At 32.1% G+C, this 14,360-nt stretch carries 14 protein-coding genes; 3 read left to right on the top strand and 11 right to left on the bottom strand.

Annotated features, from left to right (window positions below):
- Nucleotides 1-39: 39 nt before the first annotated feature.
- The 4 genes from GQ40_RS14945 to GQ40_RS14930 all read right to left on the bottom strand — a co-directional run bounded on the left by GQ40_RS14945 (nt 40) and on the right by GQ40_RS14930 (nt 3,278).
- The gene (locus GQ40_RS14945) at nt 40-789 is read right to left on the bottom strand and encodes a cyclase family protein (protein WP_047550181.1); all 750 of its coding nucleotides are present in this window, start codon (nt 787-789) and stop codon (nt 40-42) included.
- Between the two features lie 19 nt (nt 790-808).
- Nucleotides 809-1,975: a radical SAM family heme chaperone HemW gene (gene hemW, locus GQ40_RS14940; protein WP_047550177.1), complete on the bottom strand. Its 1,167-nt coding sequence runs from the start codon at nt 1,973-1,975 to the stop codon at nt 809-811.
- A 112-nt stretch (nt 1,976-2,087) separates the two neighbouring features.
- A complete protein-coding gene (gene ruvC / locus GQ40_RS14935; protein ID WP_047550174.1) occupies nt 2,088-2,642 on the bottom strand; it encodes a crossover junction endodeoxyribonuclease RuvC in 555 nt (184 codons plus the stop codon).
- A 3-nt stretch (nt 2,643-2,645) separates the two neighbouring features.
- Complete coding sequence (locus GQ40_RS14930) at nt 2,646-3,278, bottom strand: outer membrane beta-barrel protein (protein WP_047552037.1); 633 nt, start codon at nt 3,276-3,278, stop codon at nt 2,646-2,648.
- Nucleotides 3,279-3,324: 46 nt separating this feature from the next.
- On the opposite strand from GQ40_RS14930, the gene GQ40_RS14925 reads away from it, so the two are divergent.
- The 3 genes from GQ40_RS14925 (at nt 3,325) to GQ40_RS14915 (ending at nt 6,367) form a co-directional block, all read left to right on the top strand.
- The gene (locus GQ40_RS14925) at nt 3,325-4,302 is read left to right on the top strand and encodes a lysylphosphatidylglycerol synthase domain-containing protein (protein WP_047550168.1); all 978 of its coding nucleotides are present in this window, start codon (nt 3,325-3,327) and stop codon (nt 4,300-4,302) included.
- Nucleotides 4,303-4,305: 3 nt separating this feature from the next.
- Nucleotides 4,306-5,433, top strand: coding sequence for a glycosyltransferase family 2 protein (locus GQ40_RS14920; protein ID WP_047550166.1), 1,128 nt, complete (start codon nt 4,306-4,308; stop codon nt 5,431-5,433).
- 61 nt (nt 5,434-5,494) lie between these two features.
- Nucleotides 5,495-6,367 carry a hypothetical protein gene (locus GQ40_RS14915; RefSeq protein ID WP_047550164.1) on the top strand — a complete coding sequence of 291 codons (873 nt, stop codon included), beginning with the start codon at nt 5,495-5,497 and terminating at the stop codon, nt 6,365-6,367.
- Nucleotides 6,368-6,475: 108 nt separating this feature from the next.
- On the opposite strand, the gene GQ40_RS14910 is transcribed toward GQ40_RS14915, so the two are convergent.
- From GQ40_RS14910 to GQ40_RS17645, 7 genes are all read right to left on the bottom strand, one after another.
- Entirely contained in the window at nt 6,476-6,952 is a 477-nt protein-coding gene (locus tag GQ40_RS14910) for a hypothetical protein (protein ID WP_047550160.1), read from the bottom strand.
- A gap of 51 nt (nt 6,953-7,003) precedes the next feature.
- Nucleotides 7,004-8,140: a tetratricopeptide repeat protein gene (locus GQ40_RS14905; RefSeq protein WP_047550157.1), complete on the bottom strand. Its 1,137-nt coding sequence runs from the start codon at nt 8,138-8,140 to the stop codon at nt 7,004-7,006.
- On the bottom strand, nt 8,140-10,455 hold the full coding sequence (locus GQ40_RS17290; protein ID WP_052184286.1) for a M56 family metallopeptidase: 2,316 nt from the start codon (nt 10,453-10,455) through the stop codon (nt 8,140-8,142). Before GQ40_RS17290 ends, GQ40_RS14905 begins: the two co-directional genes overlap by 1 nt.
- 1 nt (nt 10,456) lies before the next feature.
- Nucleotides 10,457-10,819 (bottom strand): BlaI/MecI/CopY family transcriptional regulator, encoded by a 363-nt coding sequence (locus GQ40_RS14895; RefSeq protein WP_047550156.1) that lies wholly within the window; start codon nt 10,817-10,819, stop codon nt 10,457-10,459.
- Nucleotides 10,820-11,237: 418 nt separating this feature from the next.
- Nucleotides 11,238-11,906: a response regulator gene (locus tag GQ40_RS14890; protein ID WP_047550153.1), complete on the bottom strand. Its 669-nt coding sequence runs from the start codon at nt 11,904-11,906 to the stop codon at nt 11,238-11,240.
- 5 nt (nt 11,907-11,911) lie between these two features.
- Complete coding sequence (locus GQ40_RS14885) at nt 11,912-13,936, bottom strand: tetratricopeptide repeat-containing sensor histidine kinase (RefSeq protein WP_156115599.1); 2,025 nt, start codon at nt 13,934-13,936, stop codon at nt 11,912-11,914.
- A 106-nt stretch (nt 13,937-14,042) separates the two neighbouring features.
- On the bottom strand, nt 14,043-14,213 hold the full coding sequence (locus GQ40_RS17645) for a hypothetical protein (protein ID WP_156115598.1): 171 nt from the start codon (nt 14,211-14,213) through the stop codon (nt 14,043-14,045).
- Nucleotides 14,214-14,360: the final 147 nt, after the last annotated feature.

Genomic DNA, 14,360 nt, shown 5'->3' with positions numbered 1-14,360 from the left:
ACTGAAGTTTAAGACAGCGATCCCAAATTTTTAATTGTTTTAATCTATAATTTTATATAAAATAGGTTTGCTTGGTGTGGCATCATTTTCAAAAGGAGCAATTTGAAGATTTAAAAAATATTCACCATCCTCAATAGTATTTGACACATAAATTAGTTCTGTTATGGTAGCTTCTTTTCTTAATTTACCATTAAAATTCCAAAATGCTTTATGAGCTTTGAGCTCACCTCCATCTTCTTCGCGATCTATACTTGGCAAATCTATTAATAAATGCTTGATACCTTTATCCACTAAATATTGAACTGCGTCTTCTTGTAAATAAGTCCAATTGGTATTAGAATACTGACGTGATTTTTTTTCGGTCATGTTTGGGATTGTTCGTATCACTATGGCATCTCTTTTTTTGTTTCCCAACGCAAATTGCAGTTGTTTTTTAGAGATAACGGTATCTTTCATTAAACGCTCTGGAGCGACAGTAACCACCTCTGCCAAAAAGAAAAACTGTTTTAGGTTTTTATTTATCGAGTGTACTTTTTCGGTAATATGTCCAACACATTCAGTGTGCGTGCCATGCGCATGTGGGTTGTAGGTTATCGTGTTAAAGTTGACCGATGCTCCTTTTGCAACACTTATGATATCATTATCAAATTTTTCGGGTTCAATTTTTGGCCCATCAATATACCAGGCGTTAACATTAGATTTTGTTGCTCGCATTGGTATAGAAATATCTAGCGGTTTCTTTAAATCTAATTGTAATTTTCTAGAGTTGTATTGTATTGTTGCTAGCATTTATGCTGAATTTTCAGGATTATAAATTGAGTTTGAATAGGCTTGAAGCAATACCGTCACTTAAAAATTTTCCGCTTTTGGTGACTTTCAGCTTTTCATCTTCAATATACAATAATTGTTTATTTATGAAGGTCTGTGATTGCTCTAAAAGGTATTTTTTGAACTGCAATCCAAAATCTGCTTCGACTTTTTGCAACGACACTCCCCAAATCGTTCGCAAACCAGTCATGACGTACTCGTTGTACTTATCTGTTTGTGTTAATTTTTCTGTTTCCTTCGGAAGTTTGCCATCCTCAATAGAGGCTATATATTTTGAATTATTACGAATGTTCCAGCTACGCTCATTTCCGCAGAAAGAATGTGCAGAAGGTCCAATGCCCAAATAAGGTTTGCCTTGCCAATATGCCGAATTATTTCTACTGAAAAATCCCGCTTTACCAAAATTAGACAACTCATAATGCACAAAATCATGGTTCTCTAAAGTCGCGATCAAAATATGAAATTGCTCATGCGCCAAATCATCATCAACATCATCAATGATACCTTTTTTTATAAAACGTTCTAAAGCGGTTTTTGGCTCAACAGTAAGCGCATAACTTGAAATATGGGGAATCCCGTAGCTGAGTGCTATCTCGATATTTTCTTTCCATTTTTCATTGCTCAAACCAGGAATTCCGTAGATTAAATCTAAAGAAATATTATTAAAATACTGAGTCGCTTCTTCCAGACATTGTTTAGCTTCTTCTGCATTGTGAGCGCGATTCATGAGTTTTAAATCGGTTTCAAAAAAAGATTGAATCCCAATTGAAAGTCTATTGATACCGATTTTTTTATAGTTCTCAAAAATTGAAGATGTATTTGAATTATGTTTTGATACCTGTTGCGCTTGAATGAGATCATCGGGATTTGCCTCAAGGGTGATTTCGGGTGCTTCGGAAACGTTATAATGCTTGTAAACGCTGTCTATTAAAAATTGTAATTCGTCTATTGACAAAACGGAAGGTGTGCCACCTCCAAAATAGATGGTTTCTACGGTAGTGTTTTGAAATTCTGCTTTCCGAAGAAACAATTCTTTTGCTAATGCATTGATGAGTTCATCTTTCTTTTTTAACGAGGTCGAAAAGTGAAAGTCGCAATAATGGCAGGCTTGTTTGCAGAATGGGATGTGGATATAGATGCCAGACATTAGTTTTTACGTTTATTTTTTTAGTGTTGTGTTTAATAGATCGTCTCTGAGAATTTACAAAATACATTCCGCATCAAATGCTAAATGGCAATGTAATGATTAAAGAAATCAACTATTTTTTAACTCGATCTTCATTCTGTTTTACAAAAGCACTCCAGCCTGTATAACTTTTACCAATTTCTATGCGACCTTGGTTGTAGAAATGACAAACAGCTGCTGCGAGACCATCCATTGAATCCAGATTTTTAGGTAAGCTTTTTAAGCCTAACAAACTTTGAAGCATTTTGGCAACTTGCTCTTTACTTGCTGTACCGCTACCTGTAATTGCCATTTTTATTTTTTTTGGCGCATACTCTGTGATTGGGACTTCTCTCGACAATCCTGCTGCCATAGCGACACCTTGCGCTCTTCCTAATTTGAGCATACTTTGTACATTTTTTCCGAAGAAAGGTGCTTCAATTGCAATTTCATCTGGATGGTGCGTGTCTATGAGCTCAACGGTACGTTCAAAAATGAGCTTTAGCTTTAAGTAATGATCGGAGTATTTTTTTAAATCGAGCTCATTAAGTTGCAAGAATTCCATCTTTTTCCCAACCACTTTTATGAGTCCGAAACCCATAATCGTCGTGCCTGGGTCAATCCCTAATATGATTTTTTCGTTGCTCATCAATTAACAATATTGGCAACCGCTTAGTGAAAATGTGATTCCGAAGGTAATGGTCAAAAGATTACCGTTAAACGAGCCAAAGCCATCTGTAATTGTATCAAAATCGCTACCAAAACCTGCAATATATGAGACATCTGTATAGAGTGACATGTATTGGCTAAGCGCATAATGGACTTCTAAACCTGCCATTAGATTTAAGTAGGAGGTTTTATTATTACCAAATTCGCCCAAAGGTTTTATAAAAGAATAACCAGGTCCAGCATGGGTAACCAAACCAATTTGAGGCGGTAAAAAGCCTATCGATACGGTTGGGTCGTACACTAATTGCGCATTGATTCTTGTATAGTTGGTTTTAAAGTCAAGTGAGTTGTCATCACTTGAAAACCGATTGAAACCAAAATCTAGTTTTCCTCCCAATTGCGGTTTAAACATATATTGAACTCCTAAATTTACAGTCGGAAAATTTACAGATTGCGCTTGAAAACCTTCAACAAAGCCAGATTGTGATGGGCTATTGATACCCAAAGCTATTTGGGCCTTGATTAGATTTGTTGGTTTTTGTGCGTAGCTATAGGAGAAACATACAAATGCAATTATGAGAATACTTAGTTTTTGCAGTTTATTATTTGAGTTCATATCATTATAATGGTTTAATTTGCGCCAAGAATACATCGTTAGATTTATGAATTTTGGAGGTCTTCCTTACAAAACTAAACAATTCTTTTTTGTACTTATTAAATTAAGTATTGTTGTTGGTGCTTTTTATTTTATCTACTATAAATTAACAACCAATGAGAATTTAAATTTTGAGGATTTTATTCAAAATCTAAATGAAAATCGTTTTTTTTCGATCAAAACCATCAGTTTTTTAGTCTTTTTGAGCATTTTTAATTGGTTTTTTGAAATCCTAAAATGGAAAACATTAGTGAAGTATATTAAACTTATTTCATTTAAAAATGCGCTTGAACAATCTTTGGCATCATTGACCGCTTCTTTAATTACACCAAACCGTATTGGAGAATATGGCGCAAAAGCCATCTATTATGATAAAGCATCCCGAAAGAAGATCATGCTGCTCAACCTGGTTGGCAATATGACGCAAATGACCGTAACGGTTCTATTTGGTTGTATTGGTTTGTTTGCGATGCAAACTATTTATGATTTGAATATTAGCTACTTTAAATTTTTGAATATAGTAATAATTGGCTGTATTGTTTTGGGATTGGTTGTTTTAGGCCTTTATAGAAATAGGTTGAAGATTAAAGGATTTTCCGTAGAAAAATTGAAAAGTTTTTTTAAAAATTTGCCTCTTAAAATTCAATTTTTAGCCTTTGCTTTTTCTATTGCCAGGTATTTGATTTTCTCATTTCAGTTTTATGTGATCTTAACTATTTTTGGAGTTTCATTGGGTTATATAGATGCTATGATAGTTATTACTTCAATCTATTTGCTGGCTTCGGTCATTCCCTCGATATTCATTTTTGATGTTGTTATTAAAGGAAGTGTCGCAGTATATTTATTCTCTATTGTTGGTGTTGGCGTTAATGAATTTACTATACTTAGTTGTATTAGTATCATGTGGATTCTTAATTTTGTGCTTCCTAGTATGATTGGGAGCTATTACGTGCTTAACTTTAAACTTCAAAAAACCAACACTTAACTCATGCTTGTTATTTTATTTATAATCGTTGTTTCGTACGTGCTGCTAATAGGAAGTCTTATCTACGGTTTTGATAAAGTGCCACTAATACAATTACAGGATTTAGCTCCCAAAACAAAATTTTCAATCGTTATTCCTTTTAGAAATGAAGCATCTAATTTACCGATTTTGCTGTCTTCAATTTCTAAATTAACCTACCCAAAATCTAAATTTGAGATCATTTTTGTTGATGATGAGTCTGGTGATCTTTCCGCAGAAATTATTACAAGATATATTGAAAAACATAAAGATTTTGACGTCAAAATAATCAACAATGAAAGGATAAGCCAATCGCCAAAAAAAGATGCCATTACTCTAGCCATAAAAAACTCAAAAAACGATTGGATCGTCACCACAGATGCTGACTGTGTACTCCCCAAATTTTGGCTGGATACGTTTGATGATTTAATTCAAAATCAAAAACCCAATATGTTAATTGCACCAGTAACCTATACTACTATTGATTCATTTTTTAGGCGATTTCAATTGTTAGATTTTTTGAGTTTGCAAGGTGCAACTATTGGTAGTTTTGGCATAAAAAAACCAATACTTTGTAATGGTGCAAATATGGCTTATAAAAAATCTGTTTTTGAGAGTGCAAAAGGCTTTGAAGGCAACTCTAATATTGCTAGTGGTGATGATATTTTTCTGTTAGAAAAATTCTTAAAAATCGATCGCAATAGTGTTTATTATGTGAAAAATACGCACAGTATTGTGACCACCTCAGCAGAAGAAAATTTCACGAGCTTAAAGTCCCAACGCGTGAGATGGGCTTCAAAAACAACACGTTATAAAAGTGCATTTGCAAAACTAACGGGTATTTTAGTACTTCTCATGAATGCGCTATTAATAGGTTTACCATTACTTTTTGCGCTAGGCGTCATTTCTCTAAAACCGGTGATTTATACAATTTCTATTAAGTTTTTAATTGACTTTTTACTCATCTTTAAAGCCTCACGGTTTTTCAATCAAGAGCAGTATTTATCGTCCTATTTTTTTTCATTTTTGTTGTATCCTTTTTTTAGTGTATATATAGTATTCATTTCTATGTTTAAAAATTACAAATGGAAAGACAGAACTTACAAGAAATAATAACTGTGAAAACTATCAATTTTTTTTGTTAGATTTACATTAATCCAAATCCATATATGAAATGAAAAAGATTGTTTGCTTATTTTGTTTTTTACTGTCTTTCAGTTTTTTAGAAGCTCAAGAAACCTATACAGTTGATGGAGAAATGTTAGAATTAAAAACTGAAGTAGATGGCAAATTAGATTTACTTTGGAATATCATAGATGGCAAATACCGCTATTTTGTAAGAACAGAAAATAATGAAATTACTGAACTTAAAAACACTAAAGTAGACGGTAAATTTCAAGAACAATACAAAACACTTTTAAACGAGTTGACCAATGAAGCGATGTCAACTAAAAAATTAAATCTCACCCTTTTTAGCCTCAAGGAATTTATTGATGATTACAATGGCAGCGTCGATTCGTCCTACCAATCTACAGCGGTACGTAATAAATTACATTTTAGGCTCGGTGTTTTTGGCGGATTCACAAACAATCCATTTATAACCAATCCAGACAATCTCACAACACCTCTTTTTGGAGGTGAATTAGAAGTTTTGGATGCTGGTCAAATATCCAGACATGCAGCTTTTTTACAAGTAAAACATGTACTTGAGCAAGATGAATTACAATATTCTACAACAGAAATAGCTCTTGGTTACCGTTTTAGGTTTATCAATAAAGCCTCTTTTAGTTTCTACGGAAATGTAAAATTTGCAACTGTAAATTTTTCTGATGCAACTGTAGTTACTCAAAATGAAGGTCTACCAACTACCGAAAGCTTTAATCAAACCGCGTTTGATGTTCCTTTCATATTTGGTGTTGGAGCAGATATTCGGGTTACCGAAAACAGCTATATCACTCTAGCTTACAACGAGCTCTTCGCTGTGTTTTTGGACAATCAAGGTAACTTCTCACAGGATTTCGCTATTGGTTATAAGTTTAATTTATAGTAATTTTTTAAATAAAAAAACTATAATCTTATTGTTTAAGGCTACTTTTTTAGGTGGTTTTACCTCGCCCTCTTTTATATATTAATTATGATTTCCGAAGAAAAATCATTAATCAATCTTAATAATTACAGGTAAGCTAAACTGCGTTTTAACGTGCTGACTTCTCTTAATTGCTGGGTAGATTTTTGGAAGTGAGTCTAAACTTTTCCGAAGTAAACTGTCTAGTTTTGGTATTTCTGCTTGCGTTTTTTCATTGCTAATGATATCATCAACAACAAATTCGCCATCATTATCAATCGTGATTTTTAAATGTATGGTATCGTGGATTTCTTCGGAAACGATAATTTTATATTTTGCTAGATTTTTATTGAGAATTTCTCTCAACGTGTTCTCAAAGCAGGCTTTTTTATTGGCTTTATCTAATGTTGCTTCGCAGGATTCAAAAGAGGGATACTCGTCAACATCATTCCAATTGAAGGTTTGGAGTTCTTCCTCAACGATGTCATTAGAATAGACTTTCTTCTTCTCGATAAATTCACAGGAGCAAAACGTGGTTAGAAATAAAAAAGCGAGTACGCGGTTCATAATTAATAAACTGAAACCGAAAAGTACAATTTTTTTAGATATTAAAATCTTTTAGTCTTTGGCCTTTAAAAATTTCTCTTCTTTTAATTCTGAAATTCTCTGGGCTGCAAACTTGGAATAAAAGGTTCCTGGATATTTATCTCTAAAATCTTCATACATTTTAATCTTAATGTCTAGATCTGCATAGTACTTGTCTTTTGTAGAAATGATGAAGAATTCTGACATTATATTTTCGGGATTTTCCTTTATTGATTTTTGAAATGCCTCAATGGCTTCCTTGCTTTTATCTTGTCTGTTCAAAACACTACCAAGCAGTTGGTATTCGTAATCTAGAGGCACATCTTTTAATTTAAGTGCTTGTCTAATGTACTTTTCTGAATTAACATAATCCTTTAGGCTTTCATAATATTTACCAATCAAAAGCATTGAATTTGAGTCGTAAGGATTGAGTTCCAATATTTTTTTACGTTGTTCTATGGCGAGTTCATATTCTGAAAAAGCATCATAGATTATGCTTAGTTTTTCGTGAATAAATTCTGAAGTTTCTCCCAACTCCACTAATTTCTCAAACCAATAACGCGATTGTTTGTAATATTCTCTGTGGTAATAGCTTTGCGCTTTTAGGCTAATAAGTTCAATGTTATCCTTGTAACTCTCCAGTCCTTTTTCTGTATATTGATCTACAAGTTTATGATTGCCTTTCTTTAAATAATATTTTGCCACTTGATAGATCGCTTTTTGGTGCGTGTCATCAAGATCGTAAGCAGAACGAAACCTATTTATTGCTGTAGAATCTCCCATACGCTCGAGCGCCAATCCCATTTCGTAATGGTAATTAGGATTACGGTAATCGATGTTCATCAACTTATTAAACACGTCTATCGACGCTTCAAACTTTTTGGTTTTTGAGAGCAATCTTGCGTATTCATATAAAATCAATCCGTTGTTTGGTTGAGCCTCAGCAGCTAGTTTATAATAATCTAAAGCGCTTTCATAATTACCAATTGCGACGTAAGCTTTTGCTATTTGATCATGAACTTCAGCCTGATTATCATAGATTTTATAGACATCAATAGCTTTGCTGTAATTACCATTGTTGTATAAACTGTCTGCTTTTTGCAATATGGGTTGCTGAGCTTCAGAAATAAAAAAGAATAACGTACAGATGCCTATTAAATTTGCTCTCATCAATTTTTCTTGTTGTCTTTAGTATCGTCTGCTACTTGAAATAGTATTGGCAGGCTATACATCACGGTTACAGATTTACCATTATGCATACCTGGTATAAACTGTGGTAATGCTTTAATAACCCTTTCAGTTTCTTTCTCTAATTCTGGGTGTGGAGCCCTAACTTTAATATCTTGAGTTTCACCATTTTTATTAATAGCAAACAATGCACTAATTTGTTGTCTTCCTTTCAAACCTAATTTTGAAGCGAGGTCTAGATTAAAATTTTTATTGACAAACATTGAAATCTCGTTTGAGATACACTTTTTTTGATCTTCGTTACTAGTTAAGCCAGCACATGCTTCGTGCATTGGCACTTGATCTACTTCACTAAAAAGTATTTTTTTTACTTGACTATTTACTGAATTCGCAAGAGACTCTTTTAACGATTTTATAATATCATTTAGATTTGTGTTTTCAGAGGCATTTGTATTATCTGCCTTAACTTGAAAAATAATTGGTAAGCTATAAGGCACTACAACTGCTTTTCCTTTTTGTTTTCCTGGAACTAATTGAGGTAAGGTTTTAATAACTCTAATGGCTTCTTCTTCTAGGGCAGGGTGTGATGCTCTAGATTTGACATCGATAATATCTCCTTGTTTATCGATTTTAAAAACAACGTTTATACGTTGGCGACCTGTCAAACCTAGACTATCTGCTAGTTTGGTATTAAAGTTTGTAGCAACATGTTTTGAGATGTTGTCACTCATACATTCTTTTCGCTCTTGGTTTGTTTCTAGAGATTCGCAGAAGGTGAAGGTTGGTGTTTCTTCGATTATTGCGAATGGGACTTCAATATTTTCGTCAACTTCGATGATTTCTATGTCATCATTAGTATTGAATTTAAAAGTGTTTTTTTCTTTTCCGAAGTCAAAAACATTTGAATCATAATAATCTGATACAATGAGCTTGTGATAAAAATCGTTGGTATTTAGCAACTCTAACTTCTCTGCTCTTTTTTTCCTTTCTTCGGAAGTTAGATTGTTTAAGTCCTCAACAAATAGTTTTAAAACTCCATCAATATTTTTATTTTCCCAACTTGATTTGGCTTCATCGGTTTTTTTCCATTCAACGTACTCTTTATAAGTTCTTTGATTAGATAGTGAGTTTTCAAGTTCAGCAAAGTTTTCGCTAGAGGACGAATTTTCAGAATTTCTTTTTTTTGCAGATTCTAGCATGTATGTCATATAAACTCCAAGTTTATAATATTCTATTCTAGACTTAAGGTATTTATGAGTGTCATTGTTCATAATGAAATTCTTAATTTCAATAGACGATTTACCGTCTTTCTCCATTTCTACTAATTCCTCATAGAGTTTTTGTTTTAGCTCCTCATCTGTCAACTCCTGAGTGTCTTGGTTTTCAATTTCCGAAGAAGTCGTAATTTTATCTTGAGCATAAGAGGATGTATAAATGAGCATTGTAAATACCATTGGGATGAGTAATGCATATTTGACCAAATTGATTTGTTTTGATTTTGATTTGCTTAACATAACGATTCGTTTTTTGATTAATGATTTTTTAAAAAATGGATTGACAAATGAGAATTGTTGGGTCTCAAAGACCTGGATTAGTAAATTATCGTAATAGTCTGCCTTATTTTTTCCTTTTACTGCTTTGGCATCTGCTATATATTCGTGAACTGTTGCAATTCTATTTTGATAGATGTAAACCAATGGATTGAACCAGAAGACGATACGGGATAGTTCAAAAAACAAAAGATCTAATGAGTGATTTTGTTTGATATGTACCATTTCATGTTCTAAAATTGACGTACTTTCTTTTGCAGTCAAACGATTTCCTAAAAAGATGTAGTTAAAAAATGAAAAGGCTTTTGTGCTATTCAATAAAGAGATAATCAACACTTTTCCATTTCGATATTTTGGATTTTTAGACACCAACAAGAATAGTTTAATGATTTTATAGACTAAAATCAAGGCAGCAACACACATCCCAGATATTAATATGATATTCCAAATAGAAACTGGTTGTGGCCCAATATTGATGCCTGCTTCTAAAGTAGTGGTAGGATCAATTGCGCTTGCTGGCTTTGTGGTGTCACCAATGAGAACTTCTGGTAGGCTAATTACAAAATCTTTGGGTACTACTTCTTTTATGCGCTCTATTTTGACAAAGGGAATCACCAACGATAATATGGATGTACTTAACAGATAGATACGATTGAGGGTGAAAAAAGTTTCCTTTCGCAGAAACAAATCATAGATAATTAAAAACAGTAATTGAAACGCAACGACTTGTATGATATAGTGTAACATGTTATTGGTTTGTTTTGTTAATTTCCTTTAAAATCGCTTCCATATCTTTTAAATCGACATCATTTTTCTTGACAAAAAAAGACACCATGCTTTTAAAAGAACCTTGAAAATAGTTGTCTACTAAATTATTAATAGATTGGTTACTATACTCTTGCTTTTTGAGAAGCGGAAAATAGATGTGCCCCTTACCTTGCTTTTTATAATCTACAAACCCTTTATTTTCAAGAATTCTAATAATCGTAGATACGGTGTTGTATGCAGGTTTTGGTTCTGGAAGTTGATTGATAACGTCTTTTACATTGGCTTTTTCTAATTGCCAGAGGACTTGCATGATCTCTTCTTCAGCTTTTGTGAGTTGTTTCATGATTTCGTTTTCATTTTCTGATAAACAAATATAACTAAAAAATTAGTTTAAACTAATTTTTTAGTTATAAAACTGTAAGCATAGGTTATCTATCTATGATATAATTATAACGTCACATATCTATCACGAACATATTTTAGTGATCTTGAATGCCTAATAAATAGTGAAAGTATTTCAAACCAAAAAAACCTGATACTTGTTGAGAGGTATCAGGTTTTAATTATGTTGCTATTAATTCAACAAATTACTTAGAGGGATTAAAATAACGTTTGTTGACTTATTCAAAGATATTTAATGTTAATAACTTTTTGTTACGGAAAAACCGTAAACATGGTGTGGAAAAACCGTAATTTTCAATGATAACGTGAGATTGAAGAAGCAATAAAATTAGAATAAATAGGTTATTTAACAGTTTTATTTATAGAAACCCTTTTTTTCGAGCTTCTATTATCAAAGATTCATCTTTACCATCTTCAATCGAGAATAAAAGCTTGAGCTGCTTTTTTCTTTTTTCAATAGCGCTCATAGACAAATCTATGTATTCCGTTAGACTTCTTGTCTTGATTCCTTTTGATAATAAGTGAAGTATTTTACGGTTAATATCATCTACATAAATTTCATTAACAACAGATTTATTTAAAAAATTACTTACAGTACTACTATAATATGGTGGATCAACTAAAATATGCTGAAAAGCTTCAGCCAGTTCACTGGATGTCAAATCACTTTTTATCAAAAACCCATCAGGACTTATTTCTCTAACAATATTATGAATACGATAAGACTCATTGAACATCGTTAAAATAATCACTTTTGCTCTAGGCATAATTTCTCTAGATATCTTCGCAAGATCCTCCCCAGAGGTGATTTTTCCATCTGCAGATGGTGGAAGACTAATATCAAAAAAACATACATCGTAAGGTCTTTCATCGGCTGCTTTTTGCATTAAAATATGAGCAGCATCACAGGTATTAGCTGTATCGATAACCAGAGTTTGGTCGTCCTTTTTAGTAGCCATTAATGTATTTTGATAACCTTCAATAATTATGGGATGATCATCAACCATTAAAATATGAACTTGTTGCATTGTGTTTAATTTTTGTAAGGCATCATTATTTCAACCTCAGTACCTTGATTTATTTTAGAGTTAAATCTCACATTACCACCAACCTCCTCTACTCTAGAATTAATATTTTTTAAGCCAATTCCTTTTTTGCTTTTATTGGCATCAAACCCATCACCATCGTCAATTATTGATAAGCAAATTACATTATTTTTTAATTGAAAACTAATTTTCACAAGCTTAGCGTTGGCATGCTTGTAAATATTTTGAAGCGATTCTTGTATGATTCTATAAATATTTATCTTAGCCTTATTAGTGACCATTTCCCAGTTGATATCATCGGTATAAACAAATGATGATTGCAGTTGATACGCTTCTGTTTGCTTTTCAATTAATTCTGAAACGATACCCATAAAACCAGAACCAGATACAAAATCTGTATTTAAATCATGTGATATTTTTCTAATATCGTCCTCAATAATTTTAAGTTCACTAATGTAACTCGCACGTTTATGTATTGCCTCTTTTCCTTCGGAAAAATTAAAACTATCCAAACTTAACCTTGTCCCGAACAATCGTCCTAAAATACCATCATGGAGCTCTTCTGAAATTCTAATTTTTTCGTTAGCTCTAGCCTCATCGACCTTATCTTGTTGAGATAACATCAAATTATAAATCTCTTCATTTGCTTTTTGCTGGTCTTTTTCAAATTTAAGCTCCTTGTTTTTTGCGCGCTGAGTGACAATTATATAAAGTAAAAATATCGTAAATAACAAACCAATTGAGGTAATTATCAACCATAACCTTTGCTCAGTTATTTTCTCATTTTCCTCTTCTATTTTATCAGTTTCAAATTCTATTCTTGCGAATTTGTTTCTCTTGTTTCTCTCGAGATTGAGCAGACTATCACTTAGCTTGATGTGCTCTTTTAGATAATCTTTTCCTTCCTCACCTTCTTTCAATTCTGAAAGGACTTCCAAAACATCTAACAAAATTTCATTGGAAGAAGTCTCTTTAGCCAATTTGTAGGAAATGTTAGCGTATTTTAATGAGGAATCAATTTTCTTTTGTTGGAGATAAAATTTAGAGATATCTATACTCACTTGCAGTTTTGTGATAGGATCACCCAATCTGGCACTTATAGAATAAGCTTCTTTAAAAAGCTTTTCAATAGTATTGTAATCCTTATCACCAGCAACAAATTTGGTATATGCGTAATTGTCTAAAACTAAAGGATAAAATGTAGGGTCGTATTCGTTATATTCGTTTTTAATAGATCTTAATTCATCATAAAGTTCTAAAGATTTCTCATATTGATTTTGCTCTCTATAAACAAAAGCCCTATTGTTAATAGAGAAAATCTTATTATAAAAACCTTCTCGCATATCGTCTGCAATTGACTCTGCTTTATAGTGGTATTCTAAAGATTTCTCATAATCCCCAAGTTTTAAAGAAATAATACCTAATAAATTATTTAGAATCCATAAACTCTCATAAATATCTTCTGTTTTTGGTAAAGTCTCAAAAACACGAAGGGACTTAATAGCGTTCTCCTCGCTACCTATATAATCTTTTTCGGTATCCTGTATATCGGCTATATTTAGTAGTATAGTAGCTTTTTGTTCTAGTTCATTTGTGAGGTTATAAAAATTCAAAGCCTTTGAATAGTAAAAATAAGCACTGTCATTTTCTTGAACCGAATGATAATATCTTGCCAAATTATCGTTAGCTAAGGCTATAGCCATAGAATCATTTAACTTATCCGCAAGTAGAATATTAGATCTTGTTAGATTTAAATAATCTTCATATTGTCCATTTTCATAAAACAAAACAGACAACTGCCTATTACTAAGTAATATAGAAGAATCTTGTTTAATATTTTTTGCAATCTCTACAGACTCAATAGCATATTGAAGACGTTCATTGAGAGAGTTTTTTTGATTTTTTGATTTTTTTCTTAAAGAAATAACCTCTTTTAGTTTACTCTCTTTCGTTTGAGCCTGAAATGACAATGAGATTATGCAAAATAGAATTAGTGTTAAAATTTTATTCAATACTAATTATTTAGTGTTATTCCTCAAAAATAGAATAAATTTATTTATTAAATCCAAAAAAAGCCCTTATAAATATAAGGGCTTTTTTTGATTTTATTGAGTAAAATTATCCGTTTGGATCAAGCTTTGCTTTCTTTTTAGCATGCGCTAATAAATCATATTGTTTTTGGGTTTTGTAAGTTGGTTCGTCATTATCTGCGATAGCATCACTGCTTTGTCCAGATAGTGTTAAAAATAATACTGCTAATAGTAGTAAAGTAATTTTTAGGGTTTTCATTTTAAATTAATTTTTAGGGATTATAAATTCAATTTTAATTATGTTAATAACAATACAGCATTTAAAATGCTATTTTGAGGGAAGAATGGATTATTAACTTGTTGGCAATACTTGCCTAAAATCAAATAGAATTCAAAACTCTTTCAG

The organism is Psychroserpens sp. Hel_I_66, assembly GCF_000799465.1.
In the GTDB taxonomy this organism is placed as follows: Bacteria; Bacteroidota; Bacteroidia; order Flavobacteriales; family Flavobacteriaceae; genus Psychroserpens.
Note: the sequence above shows the minus strand (reverse complement) of the source record. Positions and strands in the feature narration are given on the sequence as shown.